General features: G+C 37.4%; 16 protein-coding genes. 3 read left to right on the top strand and 13 right to left on the bottom strand.

The genetic code is table 11. From position 1 onward, the window contains the following. The 6 genes from PHP31_03845 to PHP31_03820 all read right to left on the bottom strand — a co-directional run. The coding region (locus PHP31_03845; protein MDD3738406.1) for a beta-phosphoglucomutase family hydrolase at positions 1–2,057 on the bottom strand (2,057 nt) is incomplete at its 3' end. Positions 2,058–2,210: 153 nt separating this feature from the next. Next, positions 2,211–3,887, bottom strand: coding sequence for an alpha-amylase family glycosyl hydrolase (locus tag PHP31_03840; protein MDD3738405.1), 1,677 nt, complete (start codon positions 3,885–3,887; stop codon positions 2,211–2,213). 204 nt (positions 3,888–4,091) lie between these two features. Next, positions 4,092–5,294 (bottom strand): hypothetical protein, encoded by a 1,203-nt coding sequence (locus PHP31_03835; GenBank protein ID MDD3738404.1) that lies wholly within the window; start codon positions 5,292–5,294, stop codon positions 4,092–4,094. A 98-nt stretch (positions 5,295–5,392) separates the two neighbouring features. Beyond that, on the bottom strand, positions 5,393–6,880 hold the full coding sequence (locus tag PHP31_03830) for a RagB/SusD family nutrient uptake outer membrane protein (GenBank protein ID MDD3738403.1): 1,488 nt from the start codon (positions 6,878–6,880) through the stop codon (positions 5,393–5,395). Between the two features lie 23 nt (positions 6,881–6,903). Then, positions 6,904–9,900: a SusC/RagA family TonB-linked outer membrane protein gene (locus PHP31_03825; protein ID MDD3738402.1), complete on the bottom strand. Its 2,997-nt coding sequence runs from the start codon at positions 9,898–9,900 to the stop codon at positions 6,904–6,906. Positions 9,901–10,024: 124 nt separating this feature from the next. Then, positions 10,025–12,838, bottom strand: coding sequence for an alpha-amylase family glycosyl hydrolase (locus PHP31_03820; protein MDD3738401.1), 2,814 nt, complete (start codon positions 12,836–12,838; stop codon positions 10,025–10,027). 109 nt (positions 12,839–12,947) lie between these two features. Between PHP31_03820 and PHP31_03815 the strand changes: the two genes are divergently transcribed. Then, positions 12,948–14,492: an MFS transporter gene (locus PHP31_03815; protein MDD3738400.1), complete on the top strand. Its 1,545-nt coding sequence runs from the start codon at positions 12,948–12,950 to the stop codon at positions 14,490–14,492. A 111-nt stretch (positions 14,493–14,603) separates the two neighbouring features. Next, positions 14,604–15,719, top strand: coding sequence for an ATP-dependent 6-phosphofructokinase (locus PHP31_03810; GenBank protein ID MDD3738399.1), 1,116 nt, complete (start codon positions 14,604–14,606; stop codon positions 15,717–15,719). A 106-nt stretch (positions 15,720–15,825) separates the two neighbouring features. Here PHP31_03810 and PHP31_03805 read toward each other — a convergent pair whose 3' ends face one another. The 4 genes from PHP31_03805 to PHP31_03790 form a co-directional block, all read right to left on the bottom strand. Beyond that, positions 15,826–16,113 carry a hypothetical protein gene (locus PHP31_03805; GenBank protein ID MDD3738398.1) on the bottom strand — a complete coding sequence of 96 codons (288 nt, stop codon included), beginning with the start codon at positions 16,111–16,113 and terminating at the stop codon, positions 15,826–15,828. A gap of 111 nt (positions 16,114–16,224) precedes the next feature. Continuing rightward, the gene (locus tag PHP31_03800) at positions 16,225–17,358 is read right to left on the bottom strand and encodes a TlpA disulfide reductase family protein (GenBank protein ID MDD3738397.1); all 1,134 of its coding nucleotides are present in this window, start codon (positions 17,356–17,358) and stop codon (positions 16,225–16,227) included. A gap of 268 nt (positions 17,359–17,626) precedes the next feature. Then, positions 17,627–18,253 (bottom strand): CoA pyrophosphatase, encoded by a 627-nt coding sequence (locus PHP31_03795; GenBank protein MDD3738396.1) that lies wholly within the window; start codon positions 18,251–18,253, stop codon positions 17,627–17,629. 5 nt (positions 18,254–18,258) lie between these two features. Then, a complete protein-coding gene (locus PHP31_03790) occupies positions 18,259–19,446 on the bottom strand; it encodes an aspartate aminotransferase family protein (protein MDD3738395.1) in 1,188 nt (395 codons plus the stop codon). Positions 19,447–19,545: 99 nt separating this feature from the next. Here PHP31_03790 and PHP31_03785 point away from each other — a divergent pair, with 99 nt between their 5' ends. Next, a complete protein-coding gene (locus PHP31_03785; protein MDD3738394.1) occupies positions 19,546–20,355 on the top strand; it encodes an SDR family oxidoreductase in 810 nt (269 codons plus the stop codon). Positions 20,356–20,515: 160 nt separating this feature from the next. On the opposite strand, the gene PHP31_03780 is transcribed toward PHP31_03785, so the two are convergent. The 3 genes from PHP31_03780 to uvrB form a co-directional block, all read right to left on the bottom strand. Beyond that, positions 20,516–21,058 (bottom strand): hypothetical protein, encoded by a 543-nt coding sequence (locus PHP31_03780; protein ID MDD3738393.1) that lies wholly within the window; start codon positions 21,056–21,058, stop codon positions 20,516–20,518. Between the two features lie 68 nt (positions 21,059–21,126). Next, complete coding sequence (wecB, locus tag PHP31_03775; GenBank protein MDD3738392.1) at positions 21,127–22,200, bottom strand: UDP-N-acetylglucosamine 2-epimerase (non-hydrolyzing); 1,074 nt, start codon at positions 22,198–22,200, stop codon at positions 21,127–21,129. A 194-nt stretch (positions 22,201–22,394) separates the two neighbouring features. After that, positions 22,395–24,440, bottom strand: coding sequence for an excinuclease ABC subunit UvrB (gene uvrB / locus PHP31_03770; protein MDD3738391.1), 2,046 nt, complete (start codon positions 24,438–24,440; stop codon positions 22,395–22,397).

The raw sequence follows: 24,440 nt of genomic DNA, 5'->3' as shown, positions 1-24,440 counted from the left end.
CTTTGAAGCGAACTATTGTCGTCTCCCCATTGTCCGTTTAGCGGATTTAGGTGTATGATTTGAGTTTGTTCGGTTCCGTCGGAGCCGCTTTGCCATGGAAACATAGCACCTTTGTAGCCGTGTTGTTTGGCGTACTTGCGAGCAGCGTCTAATCTTCTGTACCTGTACAACAGCATAGCTTTTGAGATTTCGGGCAACTTGAGTGTATAGAACGGCAAGATGAAAATTTCGTCCCAAAAAATATGACCTCTGTATGCTTCGCCGTGTAATCCTCTGGCTGTAATGCTAGCATCAAAGTTTACATTGTGTGGCGACATTGATGATAACAAGTGATAGATATGCAAACGTAGCAGTTTTTGAGTGAATCTGTTGTAAACGACTTTTACGTCAAGTTTTTGCCATAATTTTTCCCATTGGTTAACCGATTGTTGCAGAAGTTCATTGAATGATACAGTATCAATCAGATTGTTGACAAATTGCATAGGCTCTTTTTGGTCGTCGTGCTTTGACGTTGCAACAGCCATTATTTTTTGAATAGTAATCTGCGAGTTTTGCTCAACCTTAACAGTGTATTCTGCAATTATTTCGCCATCTTTCTTCAAAATTTTCGGTTGAATATTTATTGGCTTACCGTCGAGTAAAAAGTTGTGTTTAACGGTTTGTGCTATACTTATTCCCGATTGTGTGGTTTTGGTTTGAATAGAAATAGTGTTTTTTCCTTCGTTACTATCGACAAATTCAGCTTTAAGATGCTTTTGGTTCAAGGATTTATATCTTTCAACTCCGGCATTGATAATATTTCCGTCAAGTTTTGAAATAAATGTAATTGTGTTTTTGGAATTTGTAGGAGTAATAGTGTAGCTTATCGCAGCAAGGTGTGGATTGTCCATTGAAGCAAACTTCTTAGACGAAATATCCAAAACTGAATTTTCGGGAGTTTCGACGAGCATTTTTTTGTAAAGCACGCCTTCTTTAAACTTCAAAGTCCTATCGATTTCCAATATTTTTGAGTCGTGCAAGTTGAAAACCGGATTGTCATTTATTTTGAAAAAAACATTCAATCCGTCGGGAATTCTTACAAAATCTTCGTTATAAATATCTCTATCGGCTATGCGAGTTGGGAGTGTATTGTACAAACCAGCGATATACGTTGCCGGATAATTAAATTTATCTTCAGCTTGTTCAACCATACATCCTCTAATGCCCATGTAGCCGTTTCCGACTGTCAGCATGGCTTCTCTCGATTTTTCATTGCTCGTATTATAGTCGTGATACGATATTTGCCATTTGTCTTTTTCTGCTCCTGTTTCAAACCATTGGTTAATACGTTCATCGGAAATTTCTGCCATGTCGCCGGCAACCATATCGGCTCCGTGCTGCCAAAGCTGACTATGATTATTTTCTCTGGCAAGTCCTATAACCAAGCCGAAGCCACCGTTTCTGCCGGCTTCAACGCCTGACGATGCATCTTCTACAACAATTGTATCTTTAGGATTAACATTCAAATTTTCGGCTGCCTTTAAAAAGATATCGGGTTCAGGTTTTCCATTCAAGCCAATTTCAGCAGAAACAACACCATCGACTCTTGTTAGAACATAATGAGTGAGGTTTGCAGCTTTTAATACGGCTTTACAATTTTTACTCGACGATGCAACTCCAATAGGGATACCGCTTTGAGTTAATCTTTTCATAAAATCAACAGTGCTTTCATAGGTTTTAACACCTTCTTGTTCCAACACCTGATTGAACATTTCGTTCTTTTTGTTGCCTAAACCGCAAATGCTAATAATTTCCGGCGAGTCGTCAGGTGTTCCCATTTCCAAATCAATATTTCTAGATTTCAAAAACGACTTAACTCCTTCGTATCTGGGCTTTCCATCAACATATTTCAGATAATCCTGATTGGAAAACTCGACAAATTCGGTATTTGTATTTTTTGCGTGTTCTTTCAAAAAAGAGTCGAACATTTTTTTCCATGCAGAGTTGTGTACTTGCGCAGTTTGGGTGATAACACCGTCTAAATCGAATATTACAGCTTTAAATTTGTAGTTGTTCATATAAATTATTTATTAATAATTTGTGGTCGGTGGTCAGTGGTGGGTGGTGGGTGTTTTTCGGTTTAAGATAGCGGTCTTTGCACCATTCACCCGTCACTCATCACTCATCACTCATCACCGTTCACCAATTGCATTTTCTTTTCATATCAATTTCTAACACAATATCCACAAAAAACCGTACGGAGCTAATTTATCGCTTATTTTGTTTCCCAACAAGTCGGATTGTGAGTTGTGTTTTGCGGTAAAGTCGCTTATATCTTTGGTTTGTTCGCTTAAATTGTGAATTATTTGTATTGAAATATTTTCGTATTTACGTTTGTAAATCAGAAGGTTTTTATCTTTATTATTTTCGTCAAAATGTAAGGTTCCCCTGCCAAAAACATTGTATTTATTTCTGACGTTTATTATGTTTTTTAAAGGATAAAACACCTTTGAAGGCAGCGAGTTCTTGTTTTTTAAATCATTTTCAACATCATTCCAATTTATATAGTTCCTTACTAGAAATCTTGTGTCGTCTTTTCCTGTTTTTTCAATTGTTGAGTAATACAGGTCTTCGTCATTCACAGTAGCAAATTCATCTCCATAATAAATAATAGGAGAGCCCGTAAGTGTTAGCATAATTGAATATGCCAAGAGTATTTTATCGGCATTGTATTGCATAAGGTCGGCAAGTCTGGCAGAAATTCCTTCGCCGTTTCTGAAATCCCACAATTCCTTGTGGCAATAGTGCTCGTGAATAAACTTGCGTTCTTCTTCGGTAACATAAACCAATTCTAAGCTCAACTCGTCGTGGCATCTCAAAAAAGTAAACCACTGTGCTTCGGGACTTATAATAGGTGTAAATTTTTCGTCTAATGTATCTATAATCGGATTGCCGTCTTGTTGTGCTATAGCCTTAAACATACGTGGCATAAGCGGGAAGTGGTATGCAGCATGGCATTCATCTCCATCGCCAAAATATTCAACAACTTTGTTAGGCTGTTGGCAAGCTTCAGCTAGTAGTAGAGTTCCGGGCGAAACAAAATCTAATACAGCTCTGAAAAATTTTACTACTTTATGTGTTTGTGGCAGATTTTCGCAATCTGTGCCTTCTTCTTTCCATAAGTAGGGGATAGCATCGGCTCTAAAACCGTCGATGCCAATATTTTGCCAATAAAGCATGGCTCTGCACATGGAAAAGAGAACTTCGGGATTTTTGTAGTTTAGATCGGGCTGAAAATTAAAAAAACGATGAAAATAATATTGGTCGTCGCATTTTTGCCAATTTGAGTCTTCAATACCTTTAAAAATAATACGAGCATCAGCATAGCCTTTATCATCGTCAGCCCAAATATAATAATTCCTATAAGGATTGTTTTTACATTTCTTAGCTTCTAAAAACCATGGATGTTGGTCGGAAGTATGGTTGATTGCAAAATCGAAAATAATATTTATTCCTCTCTTGTGAGCCTGATTTACAAATTGTTTAAATTGTATGTTGGTCTCAGTATTTTTGTTTGCAAACAAGCTGTCTCTGACAGAGTAATGGTCGGAAATATCAAATCCGGCATCTCTCATAGGAGATTCTAAAATCGGCAAAAGCCATAAGCAGTTTACTCCTAAATCTTGCAGATAATCCAATTTGTTTTCCAAACCGGAAAAATCATTGTTAAACCTATCTACATACAACGAGTAAATTACTGCATCTTTATACCAATCTGCCTTATTACTTTTAACGCTTTTGTTGTTTTTATATATCTCTATAGATTTTAAAAAGTTGTGTAACAGTGTAATATCGCTATTGGGATAAATGTTTTTCCATAAAAACTCTAATCTTGATGTGTAATCCATGTCTCATTTGAATTTAAAAACATTATAAAAGTACTCTTTTTTTATAAACGTGATATTAATAATTCAAAAAACCGATATCTCAAAGTTAAGCAAATTTTTGCAGAGCAGTTATTGCGTTTAACAAACGAGCTTAAAAAAGAGATAAAAAAATGGGCTGTCTTTAGTTATCAGACAGCCCATAAGATTGGTTTTTAAATTACGGTCTTAGTTTTTAGTAGCTTTAACTGTGAATGTTTCAGTAGCTGCGTCAATAACAAGAACTAAAGTGTAATTTCCTTCTACATCAATTTTAATGTTACCACCGTTGTCTGAGAAGTCGCCAGCTGCTGGACCTTCCCATGTAAGGTCGTTGTAGCCTAAGCTCATAGCCGACCAGTCATTTCCTTGACGGAATTTGAATTCACCCGGAATAATTGGAATATTATATGTCCATGTGTAAACATTTCCATCAACTACAGGTAGGTGAGTTCCGAAGTTTTCGTCCCAAGCTGCTTGAGTTCCGTCTGCTTTGTTGTAGCAACTGCCAATAATACCTATTTCATAATTTGAGTAATCAACCATAGGAATATCACCGGTTTTTGTTAAAGTAGCAATGTACTTTTCTCCAAGTTTCCATTCCAAGGTTGCGGTATATACACCTGAAACTTCATTGTTAATGTTAGGACCACCAGGAATTAAAGCATCAACAGCACCACCAAAGTTGGTATTAACGCTAACTCCTTTTATGCCTTCACCAATTTCTAATTCCGTATCTAAGAATATTTTCCAACCATCTGAGTAACGATATTTAAACTCAGATTTTGAAAGGTTAAGATCGGTAGCTTCAAAAACTATGTTGTTAAGGTCAAATGCTTTCATAGGCATTGGAGTACTTCCATTCCATCCGTTAGGAGTTGCAGCACCAATAACGCCCCATTCAACTTTACACATAACAACTTTGTTCAATTCAGTGTCAATAACAACATGGTATAAACCATCGGTGTTTACGGTAAATTTGTTGTCGTTTTCAACAAGATTTCCTTTCCAAAGATCAACGTTTTTAGGTTCGTCGCCATGACGATCGGCATCGGGTACAATTACAAAGTCGGAAGCAGGTCCGTAGGTTTTTCTAACATCACCTTTTACTTCAACGATATTAAAGCCTGCGTCTCCAGCTTTAACGGCAACGTATATTTCTAATAGAGTTGCTCTGTCTTCTTGGTTTACTTCGTTGCGAGTTACTTTAAGCATTCCTTTGGCGTCAAAATCTTCAAGAGCTGTTGCTCCACCTTTGATATAAACACCGTCGAGTACTATGTTGTTGTCCTCATCTTCTTTGTCTTTTTTACAAGATGTAAAAGCAAACGATAAGCCCAATACGGCAATCACCAAATAACTAGCTAATTTTTTTAAATTTAAATGTCTCATTTTTTTAATTTTAGTTAATAATAATTTTTTAATATTTAATTTATAAAGTCTTAATACTTCGCACAAAAATAGTGCCAAATATAAGTTCTTTTCAAGATTTACAATAAGTTAGGATTTGAGTCGGTAGCCCACTTAGGAATTGGGAACGTTCTTCTTTCGGGAGTTGTAGCTGGTTTTTCCCACCAAGCATTTTCCCATTTTCCAAATCTGATTTGGTCTTGTCTTCTGTGTCCTTCAACCCAGAGCTCTCTGCCTCTTTCGTCAAGTAGTTGTTGCAATGTGGCACCATTCCATTCAGCAACGCCTGCGCGTCTGCGAATTGGGTTTATCCATTGGTCGCCAGACCTGCCAAGTCTGATTTCAGTTTCGGCTTTCATTAGATATATGTCAGAAAGTCTGAAAAGTGGGAAGTCGTTGCTTAGGTTTTCTTTGGCCCCTAACTTAATTTCATACTTGAGGACACGTGCACCTGTTGTCCTGATTTGTTTTGGAGTAAAGTTACCTTCTTGCATATTTATTGCCGGAACAAAAGGATCTATAACTAAAGGTTCGTTGGTAATACTCTCAATAATAATCCTTCCATCGTGAGTATATTGCTGTCCTGTCATAAAGTAGCCGCTTTTACGAGCATCATTGTCTTCGTAAGTCTGATAGAAATCATATACGGCACATAAGCCGTTCCATGGTCCAACAGGCATATCAAATGTTAAGTTGCTTTGATAGTGTAATGAACGCATGTGAAGACGGAAGCCGTGTGCAGTATTTTCATCAAATGGTATTGAGAAAATAATTTCCGAAGAATTTTGATTGTTTGTTTTAAAAGGTGCTAAAAAGTCAGCTTCTAACGAATAAGGTCCTGCCATAACGCTATCGCAATATAGTCCTGCTTTTTCCCATTGCGGTACGCCTGTGTACACTTCTGCGTTGAGGTACAATTTAGCCAACAAAGCATAAGCCATGTATCTGGTTGCCATATATTTGTTGTCAATATCTTTAAGATATTTCACATTATTGGCTACGGTTGTAGTTATGCTATCGAAAATAGCCTTACGACTTATTTTAGTTGGTAAGAAATCGCTGGGTAAATTGGCAGTTGTCAGATAAGGAGCGTCGCCGTAGTTGTCTAATAGCAGGTAATAGTAAAATGACCTTACAACTTCAACTTCAGCTTTTTTCCTATGTATTGCTTCGCTGTCTTCAAGTGTATTGAGCATATCAATAATTTGGTTACACGATGTAATACCTTCCCAGAAAGCGCTCCACATGGTATTAACTGCGTCGATGTCGTTTGTCCACTGGTGAGTGTGAAGATATAACCATTTTCCGCCGTCGAACCAGTCGGAACCCCTAACGGGACAACAAAATTCGTCGGAGGTCATTTCTTGAGCCAAGAACCACCAGCCGTTGTCGTCAATAAGTATTTGAAGTCGTTTGTAGGCATCAACACTTAAATTGGCAATTTGAGCATCATTTTCGGGGTACAAATGACCCGGAATTTTATCGTAATAGATTTCATCTAATTTGGTACAAGAGTAAAATGTAGTACCAACGATAGCTAATATTAATATTATTATTATTTTTTTCATCTTAAATAGTTTTTAAATGTTGATTAAAATTTAGCGTTCAAGCCTATTGAAACTGTTCTCGTTTTGGGATACACGTTGTATTGGTCAACACCGTATGATAAACCGTCTACAAAAGTTTCGGGGTCTATGCCTGAGTATCCTGTAATAGTAAACAGGTTGTTAGCCATAATACTAACGTTTAGACCTTTTAGCCAATGTATTTTATCAACGTTGAAGTTGTATCCGATAGCTAAGTAATCTAAACGTAAGAAAGAAGCGTCTTCTAGGTAGTAATCCGAGAAAATTACGCTTTGGTCGGTTCTGCCTTTTTCGTACCAGTCAATAGCGTCGGGTGTTCCGTTGATTGAAGGCATATTGCCGGGTACGTCGAAGAACATTTTTGTAGCGTTAAAGACTTTGTTTCCAATCATAGAGCGGAAAGCCAAGTCAACTGTCCAATTGTTAAACAATACAAACGAGTTAGACCATCCAATTTCTAAAACAGGAGTTGCCGAGCCAACAAATGATCTTTTTGCTTCGACCAAATTCGTTGTGTAACCACCTGAAAGCGAACGATAAACTGGCTTGCCATCTAATATAGATACAAATTCGGGTAGATAAAATTCGCCAAATCCGTGTCCGACAGCAATACCTGTAACGTAATATTGAGCTCCAATCATACCTCTACCGGTAAGCCATCCTTCGTGTCTAACACCCGATGAGTCGGTTGCAAATTCTCCCAAATCGGTGAATTTCGATTTGTTGTGAGATGCCGTTAAACTTGTTTTCCACGAGAAATTTTTATTGTCGATAACAAAAGCTTGAACAAATAGTTCGATACCTTTATTGGTTACTGCTCCTGAGTTGGCAAAAGTTGTAGAAGCCAAGTTTGGTGGTACTGGAACGCTATATCTACCAAGTAAGTCGGTAGTGTTTTTCGAGTACAATTCTATACTACCGCTAATTCTGCTATTGAAAATAGCGAAGTCAATACCCAAGTTGACTTCTGCTGTTCTTTCCCATTTCAAATTTGGGTTAGAGTTCCAAGCAGGTTGGTAAGAAATAACTTGTTCGCCTGTTTCGGGATTGATAGCTAAGCCGCTAGGAGTCCACGATAGTCTGCTTCTGTATTCTCCAATAGCTTGGTTTCCGGAAACACCGTAGCTAGCACGTAATTTAAGTTGGTCTAACCACGAAACATCTTTAAGGAAGTTTTCGTTTTGCATGTTCCAGCCCAATGCGAATGTTGGGAAAAGCCCCCATTTGTTGTTTTCGCCGAATTTGGTTGAACCGTCTCTACGTAGTGATGCCGAAGCATAATATGTTGAGTTAAAGTTATATTGTGCTCTGACAAACATACCGATTAAGCGCGACATTCCGCGATAGGAGCCTATATCGCCGTATTTAACATCGGCTAAAGATGATAAATTTTCGGCACCAATGAAAGGCGACTGCGAATTTGAACCTTGTGCCCAAAATCCGTTGTAGTTGTTTTCTTGCCACGAATGTCCGCCGATAAGGTCAAGATTGTGTTTATCTACGTTTTTAACGTAGGTTAAGGTTGTTTCAATTGTTTTTTGTTCGTTGTTGGAGTACCCGTGACGACCATAACCATTGTCGGCAGAAGCGTAAACGCCTTTGGGACGGAAATATTTTGAATGGCTGTCGTTACGTAAATACGATGCATTAACCGATAAAGTTAGGTCGGAGATGATTTCGTAATCGGCTCTGATATTACCCAAATAGCTTTTCAGGTCTCTAACGTTGGTAATCATGTCTATAACAGCAAGCGGATTTTCGTAGTTAAACTCTCTTTGAGTTTTGTTGTAAGTGCCGTCGGGGTTATAAACGGGGTCGGTTGGGTTGTGCGAAATAGCCTGATAAATAATATCGTCTTTATCGTATCCGTCGTAATTTTCGTAGTCGTTATTCTCGAACGATGTCATTATATTACCCGACAAATTAAGCCTATCGTTAAGTGCTTTATGATTAATGTTTAGTTTGGCTGTTGTTCTTTCTTTTTCGGTTCCTTTCATAACACCTTGCCAATTGGCGTGTGTAACCGATGCATAGTAAGAACTATTTTCGCTACCACCGCTAAAATTAAGGTTGTTGTTTGTTGTAATACCTATTCGGTATATTTCGTCCTGCCAATCGGTGTTAGCACCGCCGTCGGTGAATATGCTGTCAACAGTCCAGTTTGGGTGTTCAGCAAGGCTGTTTTGTAATTTTTGGTTTGCAAAATCTCTGATTTCGGAAGCTGAGAGTACGTCTAATTTTTTAGCGACTTTGTCGAATGACAATTGCGAACTAAAACCTGTAACTGTAGCGCCTTTTTTTGCCGAACCTTTTTTGGTTGTGATAATAATAACTCCGTTTGCTCCTTGCGAACCGTAGATAGCTGTAGAAGCAGCATCTTTCAGTACGTTATAAGTTTCAATATCGCCCGGGGCTATGGCTGTAGGGTCGGCATTGGGAACTCCGTCTATTACGTACAGTGGAGACGTGTTGGAGTCGAATCCGGCAGAGCCCCTAATTTTTACAGCAAATCCGGCATTGGGGTCGCCACCTTTTTTGGTAATTAAAACTCCGGCTGCCTTACCTTGCATTGCTTGAATAGGATCGGTAAGAAGACCTTTGTTTAGTTCTTCCGATGTGATGTGTGTAATAGCACCGGTCTTATCTGTCTTCTTTTGAGTTCCGTAGCCTATAACCAAGACCTCGTCAAGGTCGGTAACAGCAGTTATTAAAGCAACGTTGATAATGTTGTTTGTTACAACAATTTCTTGATTTTCGTAACCAATGAACGAAAATACTAAGGTTTCACCCTTGTTGACGCTTATGCTGTAATTTCCGTCAATGTCGGTTAATGTACCCAAAAAAGTATCTTTAACCTGAATGGCTACTCCCGGTATTGTTGAACCGTCTTTTGCGTCGGTTACAACTCCTTTAACATCTATTTGTTGGGAAAAGCTGTTAAAAACAAATCCTAACAGTAGAAATATCAGTAAGGATGTTTTAAAGAGTGTATATCTTTTCATAGATTAAATATTTAGTTAATTATTGTTTAATTATTTAATAATGGCAAATTTATATATAATTTTACAAAGTACAGTTAAATTAAGAAAATAAGTTGCCTTTTTGGGTAGAAGTGAAAAAAATTGCTTACAATCTGATTAATTTCGCCATTTTTTTGAAGTTCCCTATAGTTAATTCTACGATATACAATCCTTTTTTTGGAGCTTGCCATTTAATGTTGTTGTTGCCCGACATCACTCCGTTGAATATATCATGTACATTACTACCATCGACAGAAAAGGCTCTTAAACTGATTTTGCTGTTGTCTTTTACGTGTAATAATATGTTTGCATCGCCGTAGGTTGGGTTAGGATAGATGCTAAAATTTAAAAGCAAACTTTCAGGGCTTTTTTTTTGGTAAGGAAAATCGATTTTAATATCGGAGTATAGTTTATAATCACCGGCGTTGAGCCTTATGCTTTGATTTACATTGTCTATTATTATTGTATCGCCCGAAAACAGCTCGTACCAAGTGCCTGTGCGTTGAAATACGACGTTGGCTGTTTGCTGGGTAACGTCGAAGTTGCCGACAACTACAATGTTATTTGCCGTATCCGAAAGTTGTATAGTTTTTATTTTTCCCGAAAGATTTACATCGAAGTTTTTGGTTTGAAAAACAGGGTTGTTTTTCTTTAAATTTATTAGCAAGGAGTTTATTTCAAACAAATAGCGTCTGTCTTTATCGTCGAAATAATCCCATCGTACAGGTTTTGGGGTAAGTCTATCGTCTGATGTTCCTGACGGATAGTTTATAGAGAAATCGTATCCCAACTCACCGAATTGCCACAACATTTTAGGACCAGGAATAGTGTAGAAAAATGTAGATGCCAAAGCCGCACGTTTAAGAGCTGTAGCTGTATTTTTAATATCGTATCCTTGTTGCGAATTTCCCCATTTTTGGCAACGGTAAACCTGTCGTTCTTCGTCGTGGCTTTCCATGTAAGAAATAAGGTGTGGTTTTTGCCATCCCCTTTTTGTATAAACTCCCGATGATAAATCGCTGTTATTAACGTATCCCATCATGGCTTCGCCGTAGTTGTAGTTTATATTTCCCCACAATAACATTCCTTTGTCGGATAAAATTTTTTCTTCGGTATTGTCGGCAAAATGCTCTAAAATAACGTAGGCATTGGGATTGTGTGCTTTGATAGTATCGCAGTATTTTGAGAGAATATTCACACGCGATTGGTCGTATTGAGCCATAGCCGCAGAATTGCCGAGAGTGTTTTTTTGGGTAAATCCTTTGGATAAATCGAAGCGGAAGCCATCGAAATTAAACTCTTTTATGTAGTATTTCAAGGCATCGCTAACTAATTTGTTGGAGAAATCCGACTCGTGATTTATGTCGTAACCGACGTTAAAATCGTGTTTTGGTGTTTGGTTATAAACAGGATTGTTTCCTGCAGGTCTGTTGTTTTTTGCGTCCCAATACAATTGGACGTAAGGAGCTGTGCCAAACGAATGATTGAAAACTACATCTAAAATTACGGCTATGCCGTTATTGTGGCACGAATCTATAAGTTCTTTAAGTTTATTTTGATGTCCATAGTATTTATCAATTGCAAAATAGTAATTAGGGTTGTATCCCCAACTGTTGTTGCCTTCAAACTCAGTGACAGGCATAAGTTCTATTGCATTTACTCCTAATTTTTTTAGGTAAGGTGTTTTATCAATTACCGATTGGAAAGACCTTTGTTCGGAAAAATCTCTGATTAGCAATTCATAAATTATCAAATTTTGCACTTCGGGAGCTTCAAAACAGCAATTGCTCCAATTATACACATCGGGTTTGATTTTTAATGAAGATGCAATACCGTTGGTTTTGCCGTGTGGATACGGTTTTATGTTAGGGTAAATGCTATCGGGGATATACTTGTCGTTCCACGGGTCGGCAACTTTATTGCAGTACGGGTCGCCAATTCTGATGTTTTCATCAACCAAATATTGGTAATAATATTCCTTGTCGTACTGGAGATTGGAGACCTGTAGCCAATAATATTTCCCGTCAGGCGTTCTGTTCATTTTATAATCGATATCGGGCAACCAATTATTAAAATCTCCTATGATGTAAACACTACTTTTATAAGGAGCAAATAATGAAAATACAATGGTATTGGAATCAATAACATTAACTCCGTTTTTGATTCCAATAGGCATAGGAGCGATATTGGTCGGTGTGCTGACAACGTAGCAGAGTGTATCGAAAACAGTTTCGGTGGCTTTGACGCCCTTTGCAATTATTTTGTTCTGATTATTGTTTTGCGGAACAATATTGCATTCTATTTCATTGAGAGCACTAGCTTCAACAAGTTCGCCGTTATGATATATCAATATTGAATCGGTGTTGATGGAAGCAGCTTTAATATTGATAATTTCGCCGTCGGGCACAAAAACGAAGTTGCTGTTGGGCTTTATAATTTTGACATTGGTTGTATTCGGATAAACATCGTAAAAAATATCGCCATTATTTTCTGTTTTGCCTTCCAACCAAGCTCCCGAGACCATATTTGCACTTCTGAAAACAAAAGCCATTTGCAAAATTGTATCTGTCGTGGGTACAGAGTAGTACGAACGAATATCGGGTTGTATAGTTAATTTCCATAAGTTTTCGCCAATTTTTGTGAGTTTACAATCGGGAGTATTAGTGCCCCAACTTGCTTTAACGTATTTCCAATCGGAAGGGCTAGCACTTTTGTTTGTAATAACTCCGGTATGAGCGTATACGTCTCCATCGTAGTTTTCAAGTCCTTTATTTCCGAGTTTAGCATCAAAAATCACTTCAACACCTTGTTGCTGAGTTGGCAAAGGAGGTTGAACATAAATTTGGGAATTAAGTAAAAAATTACCAAATAAAAAAAATATGAAAACAAAAACTCTCTTTTTTATTGAAAACGTACGCATTTGATAAAAGTTTTAACAAAAACAAAGTTAATATTGTTTGCTAAATAAATAAAAATTTTCAGAAAAAAATTAATTTTGAAGCAAAATGATTCAATAATTAAATTGTAATATGAAACGTAAACCAAAATTGAGTTTTTGGCAAATTTGGAACATGAGTTTTGGCTTTTTAGGAATACAGTTCGGATTTGCCTTACAAAACGCTAATACAAGTCGTATTTTTGAGACCTTAGGAGCTCAAATAGACCAAATTCCTATTCTCTGGATAGCAGCGCCCATCACAGGATTGATAGTACAGCCAATAATAGGTCATTTAAGCGATAAAACTTGGAATCGCTTTGGCAGGAGACGACCCTACTTCATGATTGGAGCCATATTCACAACCATAGCGCTTATAATTATGCCCAATTCGCCTGCTTTGTGGGTAGCTGCAGGTATGTTATGGATAATGGATGCCAGTATAAACATTTCTATGGAGCCTTTCAGAGCTTTTGTGGGCGATATGTTGCCTTCGGAACAAAGGACTAAAGGCTTCGCTATGCAAAGCTTTTTTATAGGTGTTGGAGCCGTTGTTGCTTCGGCATTGCCGTACATTCTGACAAATTGGTTTGGGATTCCCAATACTGCACCCGAAGGAGTAGTGCCTATTTCGGTTAAGTATTCGTTTTACATTGGAGCCGTTGTTCTGTTCCTTTCGGTATCGTACACTGTTTTAAGAACTAAAGAGTACTCGCCCGAGGAGTTAAAAGAATTTGAATTAGCAGAAAAAGCCGATAAAGGTATTATTGATATTGACGAAAAAGACAACTATTACGAAGATGTGTTTTTGCCGCATAGGGTTTTCTTCAAAAACGCACTGCTATGGGGAGGTTTAGGGTTAATAATTACTTTTCTAATATCTTACTTTTCGCTTGCAGGCGAACTATTCATAATAGGTGGATTACTTATATTTTTCGGACTCGCGCTTTTGCTTTCAGGAAGTTTAATTAAAAGAGACAAAACCAACAATGGCTTAGTGGGCATAATGAACGACCTTTTGAATATGCCAAAAACAATGGGACAGTTAGCTATTGTTCAGTTTTTCACATGGTTAGCTTTTTATGCACTTTGGATATATACGACTCCGGCTGTAACACAACACATATACGGAACAACCGATAAAGCTTCGGCATTGTACAACGAAGGAGCCAATTGGGTGGGAATAATGTTTGCCGTGTATAATGGCGTTTCGGCTATCACGGCTTTTTTACTTCCGGTAATTGCAAAAGTAATCGGCAGAAAAGCTACACACACAATTGCTCTGATTATTGGAGGTTTGTCTTTCGTTTCAATGTATTTCATATCAACACCCGAAATGCTTATTTTATCAATGATAGGTATAGGTTTTGCATGGGGTAGTGTGCTATCAATGCCTTATGCAATACTTACAGGTTCGTTGCCGGCTCGAAAAATGGGAACCTACATGGGTATATTCAACTTTTTTATAGTCATACCGCAAATTTTAGCGGCAAGTATATTGGGTTTCATAACCAAAACGGTTTTCGACGAAAAAGTTATTCTGACCATAGTATTGGCTGGAGTTTCAATGGTTATTGCAGGACTTTGTGTCTTTATAGTTAATGATAAAGACGACGTTTACAAACTAAAAAGGAAATAAATCTTTTATTTGTGATTAACTAATTATTAAGTTCAACAAAGCGAACGTAAAATAATATATCTTTGCAGGCGCTAACTAATTAAGAAACAACTTTTAAAACATATATAAAAGATGAAAAGAGTAATGATTGTAACGGGCGGTGGAGATTGCCCGGGATTGAATGCAGTTATACGAGCAATTGTTAAACGTGCTTCAAAGGAAAAAGGCTGGGAGGTAGTAGGTAGTATAAAAGCATTTGACGGAGTTTTGGTCGAGCCGACAGAGATAGTTGTTTTAGACGAACGTAAGGTTGCCGGTATTCATTATCAAGGTGGAACAATATTGCAAACTACAAATAAAGGAGGTCCTTTTAATTGGCCCTACAAAAATAAAGAAGGCAAAATCGAATATGTTGACAGGTCTGAAGAGATGATTAGAAAGCTGAGTTACATGGGAATAGATGCTGTTATCAATATTGGAGGCGACGGTTCACAACGAATATCTCAAGCTTTATATGAAAGAGGACTTAACATAATTGGTGTTCCTAAAACTATTGATAACGACTTGTCGGCAACAGATTCTACTTTCGGTTTCCAAACGGCTATTGAAGTCGCTACCGATGCAGTAGATAAGTTGGTTACCACAGCTGCAAGCCACAACAGAGTTTTTATTCTTGAGGTTATGGGACGTAATGCTGGTTGGATAGCTTTAAATGCCGCAGTTGCCGGCGGAGCGGAAGTCTGTTTACTACCTGAAATTCCTTACGATTTAGTACATGTTTTAAGTAAACTTAACTCTCGTTTTGTAAAAGGCAAAGGCTTTGCTATTATTGTTGTTGCCGAAGGTGCTCACCCCAAGGGTGGAGATGTTGTGAAGCAAAGGATACAAGAGGCAGGTTATGAGAACGTTCATTTGGGAGGTATTGGATTTAAATTGCAAGAAGATTTGAAAGCTGCTGGTTTTGAACACGATATTCGTGTTACTGTTTTAGGACATCTTCAGCGTGGCGGAATACCTATTGCTTACGATAGAGTTTTAGCTTCGCAGTTTGGAGTAAAAGCTTTTGAAATGGTGCTAAATCAAGAATACGGGCGAATGGTCTCATATCGTCATCCATACATTACAAGTGTTCCGCTTATTGAAGCAATTAGAGAACCAAACCTAGTTACCCAAGACACAGCTCTTATGAAAACCGCAAGAGGCTTGAATATAGGTTTTGGCGATGATGAATCGGCATTGGAAGACTAAAAGTGTTGCGTGTTACGTGTTGCGCGGCAATTTTTAATTAATAATTATCTAAATAATTATCTAGATGTGCTCTTGCACTTCTGGGGATAATATAGCTTATACCAGCTTAACAAATTAGTTTCTGATATTCTTCAACAAATTGCTTTATAATATTTTCGCTTTCTCCTGAGTCAGCTACATTAATAGGGTTCTCAGCCGTAAGATTTACAAAATCCTTACTTATGTAGTCAATTATTAGCTTTTTTTCTTGCAAAAGAACAGATTTTCCAACTTCTGCAACAAGTTTGGATTCGTTTACAGAATATTTCCAACCTAAATTTTCTATAGCCTGCTTTGCTTTTTGAATAAATACTTCCCTTTCAACAGTGGGACTGAACGTGATAAATGCTTTCATATTAATTATTTATATTGATTAATTTAATGTCCAAAATTAAAAAAATATTTATTGAATGTTTTTTAACAATATAACATAAGTATAGAACAAAAAACTTACAAGCGCATAAGACTATATTTTTAGCAATAATTCTTCTAAATCTTTTTCAAGATTGTCATTATATCCATTTATTATTGATATTATTTTATTATCGCTTGCATTATACAACACAAAAATAGGATAGCCTTTGTCGCTTATATTTTTAAAAAAGCCTCTCTTTGAAGGAATAACAATAGGCATAGTTACATGCATTTTATCAGCAAATTTCTTTATTTTTTCTACATCATCATCAACTTCATTAATACTATAAAAAGCTATTCTATCTTTATATTTCTCATAAAGTTTTTCAACAATTGGAGCGGCTCGCATGCAAGGCATGCAACCGGCATACCAAACATCGACAAATACATAACCTTGTTTAGGTAACACAACTTTGTTCTTGTTTATATCCATAAAGGTAACATCTTTAAAATCAATAAACACATCTGAACTGATTTGAGTATTATCAGAAATAACAACAATTTCATCTTGTCTTTCTTCATAAATTATTTCGTATGGATAATAATAGTTTGTATTTATTGGTTCAAAGCTATAATTACTAAAGGTATAACCCTGAAATTGCATTCCAATGTTATTTATATATTTAATTTGAAGATAATACCGGTCAATAACATTATTTATTGTGTCAAGATATGTAACATAATCAATATCTTCAATCATTTCCGGAAATGATTGACTATTGTGTTTTAGTAGTACATTTCTGCCGTTACTTCCAATTTTTTTATAGGAATCTTGACCGTAATACTTTACAACTGTAGTATCAAAAAAAATACTTCCTATTGGAAAAAAATCAATTATTGCTCCATAACCTGCAACATCATTTCTCCCACCAATATATCTAATTTGTTTTTCTTTATGAACAATTTGCCATATTGAATCATTTTTAAGTATGTATTCTATATTATTACTAATATCATTTATCCTAAAGAAAGCCACCTTATTGCCATTTTTTACCAACTGAACTTTAGCACTTTTTGCGGTAGTGTCATTCTCTAATAAATTTAATTTCTTTACTGTAATATCGTATGAAAGAAATTCTTTTTCAATAATATTTTTCGAATACTCATAAATATAATTCTTATTTTGTCCTATTACTAATATTTGTGTCGCAAACAAATATGCTAGAATAATTATTTTTTTTCTCATCTGTATGTTTTTTATATTTTTGGTTTTTAACACAAAAAATATTTTGTATCAATTAAAGTCCAAAGTTAAAACAATATTTTTAATATAAAAAAAATTATTATTAAAAAATTGTCAACAATTTTAAATGCTTAGTAATTTGTATTTCAGGATTCCTTGACACGGCACATCTCCGTATCGGCACTTCAATGGCGTTGATTATCAATTATCAATTAACCCCGAAGGTTCGGGGCTCATTGCTCATTGCTCATTGATAATTGCTCCGCACTCATCACCCATTTTCAATAACATCAATGAGTTCGCCCAAAATCATCGCGGTAGCACCCCAAATAAAGTGTTCACCAATTTCAAAGCCCGGCACTTGCGATGTGCCCCTTATGGTTTCTATTTGTTTGCAAATGATTTTTTTGCTGTTAATTTCGTTCAGAAAATCGACTGTAATTACTTTTTGAACTTCTTTCGGGTCGGGTTTGAAGTCGGGTTTGCTTTTTGAAAAACTTACAAAAGGGTAGGTGATAAAATTGCTCGGAAGTACAAACAATGGAGTTAAAGCTCCTATGTATTCGTATTCGTTGCTGCTTACGTTAATTTCTTCAAGTGTTTCTCTTTTGGCGGTATCGTATCTGCTGAGGTCGCAGCTTTCGCATCTTCCGCCTGGCAATCCTATCTGTCCGGAATGAGCACCATTATACACATTTCGCAAAATTACAGGAAAATGAATACTGCCATTTTCAGGATAAAGCATTATCATAACTGCACTTGGTCTGGGATTTTCGAGGGCTTTTCCCGACAATAATTCTTTTTCCAAAGATTTTGGAGCCAATTTTATTTGAGCACTCATACCCGGCAAGGGCTGACTAAGTTTCTTTTTTAATTTTTGTATAATTTCCAAATTCATCAATCTTACACTTTATACATAATTTCTTGCATGCTATCGCAGGCGGTTTCAATTTCTTGAATAGAGATTGTCAAGGGCGGAGCGATACGAATTGCAGATTCGTTAAATAAGAAATTATCGACAATTATTCCGTGCTTTACGCAAGCATTGCAAGTTTTTATTGCCAACTCGGGGCTCCCCATTTGCAAAGCTATAAGAAGTCCGCTACGTCTGACTTCAGTTACAAGCGGATTATCGGCAAAAAATTCGTAGAAGAAATCACTTTTTTCTTTAACACCTTCTATAAGTTTTTCGTTTTCAATAACATCTATGGCAGCATTTGCGGCAGCACAACAAACAGGGTGTCCGCCAAAAGTTGTGATATGTCCCAAAACAGGTTCGTGGGTCAGCGAATCCATAATTTCTTGCGAGGAAATAAAAGCACCTAAGGGCATTCCACCGCCGAGAGCTTTGGCTGTTAACAGAATATCGGGGACTATACCACTGTGCTGAAAATAAAACCATTTGCCTGTTCGTCCCATTCCCGACTGTATTTCGTCGAATATGAGCAAAGCACCTTTTTGTGAGCATGTTTTACGAAGCTCATTCAGGTATTGGTTGTTGGCTTTTACAACGCCTGCTTCGCCTTGTACCGGCTCAATAATCACACATGCGGTTTCTTCATCAATATTTTTTAAATCGTCAATATTGTTAATCTCGATGAGTGTAATATTTGGGAGCAAGGGTGCAAATGCTTTTATGTGTTCGGCACTTGATGTTAAACTAAGTGCACCGTGAGTGCCGCCGTGGTAGGCGTTTTTCAGAGCTACTATTTTTCTTCTTCCGGTGTAGCGTTTGGCTAATTTTAAAGCACCTTCAACGGCTTCGCTTCCGGAATTAACGTAATATACCGAGTTTAGTTGCTCAGGTAATATAGCTACAAGTTTCTGCGTAAGAAGCACTTGTGCCGATTGTATCATTTCGCCGTAAACCGAAATGTGCATGTGCTTGTCTAATTGCTGTTTGACAGCGTTTATAACGTATCGGTTGTTGTGTCCTACGTTGCTTACCGAAGTGCCTGAAATTAAATCCAAGTATTTTTTGCCTTCGGGTGAATACAAATAGCAACCTTCGGCTCTCTCGATGGTCAGACCCATAGGGTTTTTGCTTGTTTGTGCAACGTGCTGATAAAATATTTCTCTTTGTGATAGCATCTTTTAAAAATTTCACCAAAGTTAATGGTTTTGCGAAAAAAAGAGGAATAAAATCTAATATTTCCTTGTTTGTGCTAATTTTGCAAGAAAAGCGACAAAATGAAAGGAAAAGTTGTAATAATAACGGGAGCATCGTCAGGGATTGGCAGAGCTTTAGCAATTGAGTTTTCAAAGAAAGGAAGTAAGGTGGCTTTGGCGGCTCGTAATACCGAAAAGTTAGATGCGGTTTTAGCCGAGGTTAAGCAATACAACGCCGATGCTATTTCGGTAGTAACCGATGTAAGTGTTGTCAGCGATTGCGAAAATTTGGTTAAAAAAACCGTTGAAGCATTTGGTAAAATAGATGTGTTGATTAACAATGCCGGCATTAGCATGCGTTCGATGTTTATTGATACCGACCTGTCGGTTATGCACAAAGTTATTGATACCAACTATTGGGGGACGGTTAATTGTACAAAATTTGCCTTGCCTTATTTAGTCGAGCAGAAAGGGAGTTTGGTTGGTGTAATTTCCATAGCCGGATATTTGGGCTTACCTGCACGCTCGGCTTACTCGTCTTCAAAGTACGCTATCAGAGGGTTTTTAGATACAATAAGAGTTGAATATTTAAAATCAGGATTGCATGTTTTGGTTGCTGCACCCGGGTTTACAGCTTCAAATATAAGAAAAGTAGCACTTTTGGGTGATGGAAGTCCGCAAGGCGAAACACCAAGAAACGAAGAAAAAATGATGACTTCCGAACAGGTAGCTAAAAAAATCTACAGGGCTGTTGTAAAACGCAAACGCACGTTGATACTGACTTTCGTTGAAGGAAAATTTGCAGTATTTTTGTCAAAATGGTTTCCGTCGTTGTTGGACAGGTTTAACTACAATCACATGGCGAAGGAGGAGGGTTCACCGTTGGGGTGAGCGGTGGTCGGTGATGAGTGATGAGTGATGAGTGATGAGTGATGAGTGGAGAGACAGGAGTATCGAGTTAGGAGTTTTGAGTTTTGAGTCGGGAATTCTGATACTCAGAACTCAGAACTCGGAACTCAATACTCCGAAACTAACCCGCACCCCGCAACATCTAAAACCCGAAGCCGATGCCCATCCTTATAACAGGATTATTATACAAAGAGTTTTGAGAATCGTTTAAGTTCCAAAGTATGGAAATGTGAACAAAAGTCTTTTCTCCGACTTGCTGGCGGTATCCGCCACCGACTAAGAAACTATCAAAATCTTGCTTTTGATTTTCGATAAGGTCGGATTTTGTATTGAAAAATAGTTTTTCGTATTCGGCGTGAAGAAAAATGTTGTAAATAACTACGTATCGTGCAAAAATGCTACCACCATATACGTTGGTTACAATTTTGTCAGAGTTGTAATAAGGTCTATATCTGTAATACTTGTATGTAGGGGTAATTCCTATACCAAAATTAGGTAATAGCTCAACACCAATTGAGGGAGAAACTTCGATGAGAGTAGTATTTCCGAACTGTAATCCAAATCCGCCACCATAAAAAATTCTCGGTTTAAAGGGAGTTCTTTGCTTATTGCTTTCTTGTCCGAAAGCCAAGCTATGGAGCAAGATGATTAGAATCAGCGTTATAAATATCTTTTTATTTTTCATCAGTTTTGTTTTAACAACTTAATCGTTACAATTAATACGCCTACAAAATTAAGTTAGATACTGCAAATTTACAATAAATTGAAAATATGTTCGGCTGCAATATCGGCTGCATCGCCGTTTCCGTACAAATTAGCACCAAAATTGATGTTTTTATTGTTCATGGTTTCGTAGGCATTTATAATGCTTTCGGTATCATGTCCGGCAAGCATATTGCACCCATGTTCTAGCAATTCTGTCCATTCGGTTTCGTTACGCAAAGTTACACAAGGTTTTTTAAAGAAAAACGCTTCTTTTTGAACTCCACCGCTGTCGGTTAAAATTAAGTTGCAGTTTTGCTGTAAGGTAATCATATCAAAGTAGCCAACGGGTTCAATTATTTTAAAATCGGGACGAATATCGTGTTTTTGTATTATGTTTTTGGTTCGCGGATGCAAAGGCACAACAACTTCAACAGATTTATTGATAGTATTCAGAGCATTGATAATTTGCTTTAAGTTATCGATATTGTCGGTGTTTTCTTGTCGGTGCACGGTAGCTAAAACAAATTCGTTCAAATTCAGAGAGTTAATAATATTCGATTTTGTTTTTGCAATAGGAGAGTAGAACAGACTTGCATCAAACATAACATCTCCGTTTTTAACAATAATGGTATCAAAATTTTCGAAACCTTCGTTATGCAGGTTTTTTACGGCTGTATCAGAAGGGCAAAGTAGCAACGAAGATATTCTGTCGGTTATAATTCGGTTGATTTCTTCAGGCATATTATTGTTAAACGAACGCAAGCCGGCTTCGACGTGGACAACCGGTATGTTTAGTTTTCGTGCTGCCAATGCACCTGCCAAAGTACTGTTGGTATCGCCGTATACCATGACAGCTTCGGGCTTTTCCGAAAAAAGAATTTCTTCTATTGCTTCCAACATTTTGCCTGTCATGGCTCCGTGTGATAAGCTATTTATATCGAGATTGTAGTCGGGTAACGGAATTTGCATTTCCGAAAAGAAAATATCAGACATATTCTTATCAAAGTGTTGTCCGGTGTGAACAATAACTTCTTTTACTGGAAATTTCTTAAAAGCTCTGCTTATGGTTGCCGCCTTTATAAATTGAGGTCTGGCTCCTATTACTGTTACTATTTTTTTCATACTTATTTATTTTAATGTTGTCCGGTAATTTGGTTAGCTATTGGCTGTTGGCTGTTGGCTGTTGGCTTTTAGCTTTTAGCTTTTAGCTGTGTTTAGCAAATGGCAAATGGCTAATAGCCAAAGGCTAAGGGCTAAGGGCTAAAGGCAATAAACATAAGCCACAGAATGACACTATTATACTCAGACATTAAATACTATTTAGGTTTAACATTAAACTGTTCCATTTTATTTTTGTACATATACATTTCGTCTCTAAGCCGTGCAGCTTCCATAAAATCAAGGTCTTTGGCGGCTTTTTGCATTAGAGTCTTAGATGTATTGTAAAGTTTTTCCAATTGCTGATAGCTAAGATATTCGCTTAAAGGGTCGGCGGCAGAATTGATAATCGAACCTTCGACGTAGATTTTATTGGCTTTGTCTGGGGTCGGCGTTCCGCTATCGGCACTCAATCCGACCAAATCGGTGCTAATATCTTTAATAATTTGTTTTGGAGTAATATTGTTAATGCGGTTGTATTCAAGCTGAATACTGCGTTTTCTGTTGGTTTCGTCTATGGTTTTTTGCATAGAATCGGTTATAGTATCGGCGTAGAAAATAACCTTGCTGTTTATGTTTCTGGCAGCTCTTCCTGCTGTTTGCGTAAGCGATTTTTCCGAACGCAAAAATCCTTCTTTGTCGGCATCCAAAATTGCAACCAACGAAACCTCCGGGAGGTCTAATCCTTCGCGCAGCAAGTTTACACCAACCAAAACGTCGATTTCGCCTGTCCGCAGACTGTTAAGAATCTCAACACGTTCAATCGTAAGCACTCCCGAGTGTAAATATTTGGTTTTGATATTCAGATTGCTCAAATATTTTGAAAGCTCTTCAGCCATGCGTTTGGTAAGCGTTGTAATGAGAGTCCTCTCGTTATTTTTAGTTCTAATCTGAATTTCATTAAGCAAATCGTCGATTTGGTTTAAACTGGGCTTAACTTCAATAATCGGGTCGATGAGACCTGTAGGTCTTACAATTTGCTCGACAATAACTCCGTTGGCTTTCGCAAGTTCGTAATCGGCAGGCGTGGCACTAACGTATATAACCTGATTTGTCAGAGCTTCAAATTCCGGAAATTTAAGAGGTCTGTTATCCAAAGCCGAAGGCAGTCTGAAACCATACTCAACCAAATTTTGCTTTCGCGAGCGGTCGCCGCCGTACATGGCTCTGATTTGCGGGACTGTAACGTGGCTTTCGTCAACGACCATTAAATAATCGTCGGGAAAATAATCGAGCAAGCAAAATGGACGAGTGCCGGGTTTTCTGCCGTCGAAATAACGACTGTAATTTTCAATTCCCGAACAATAACCGAGCTCTCGCATCATCTCCAAATCGTAAGTTACTCTGTCTTCCAGACGTTTGGCTTCAATGATTTTACCGGTTTCTTTGAAGAAGTCAATTTGCTTGCCTAAATCTATATGAATATTTTTTATGGCTGATTGTATTTTCTCTTTCGAAGTAACAAAAATATTTGTAGGAAATATTGTAAACTGTTCCAAATGCTCAATGAGGTTGCCACTTATAGGGTTGAATGTAGAAATTTCTTCAATTTCGTCGCTAAAAAAGATGACTTTGCAAGCAAAATCGGCTTCAACCGGAAAAATATCGACGGTATCACCTTTAACTCTGAATTTTCCCCTTTCGAGGTCAAATTCGGTTCTGGAATAAAGACTATCTACCAAGCGACGCAGAAATTTATCGCGACTAATTTTGTCGCCGACTTTAATATGGATAGTGTTGCTATTGATGTCTTCGGGATTTCCGATACCGTAAATGCAAGAAACCGAAGCAACAATAATTATATCGCGTCTGCCTGTGAGTAGCGAAGAAGTAGCATCAATTCGAAGTTTTTCAATTTCTTCGTTTATGGAAATATCCTTCTCAATGTAAGTATTGGTAGTAGGGATAAAAGCTTCGGGTTGGTAATAGTCGTAGTACGAAATAAAAAACTTGACTGCATTTTCCGGAAAAAACTGCTTGAACTCAGCGTACAACTGTGCCGCAAGAGTTTTATTGTGGCTGAGGACTAATGTCGGACGTTGAATTTGATTTATAACGTTGGCAATAGTAAAAGTTTTTCCCGACCCCGTAACACCTAATAAAACCTGATGCTTATCGTTTCTGAGCAAGCCTTCGTACAATTGCTTAATCGCCGAAGGTTGGTCGCCGGTAGGTTCAAATTTAGATGTCAGTTTAAACTTCAT

It is taken from the genome of Lentimicrobiaceae bacterium (genome assembly GCA_028697555.1).
Lineage (GTDB): Bacteria > Bacteroidota > Bacteroidia > Bacteroidales > UBA4417 > UBA4417.
The sequence above is the reverse complement of the archived record's forward strand: the minus strand, read 5'-3'. Positions and strand labels throughout refer to the sequence as shown.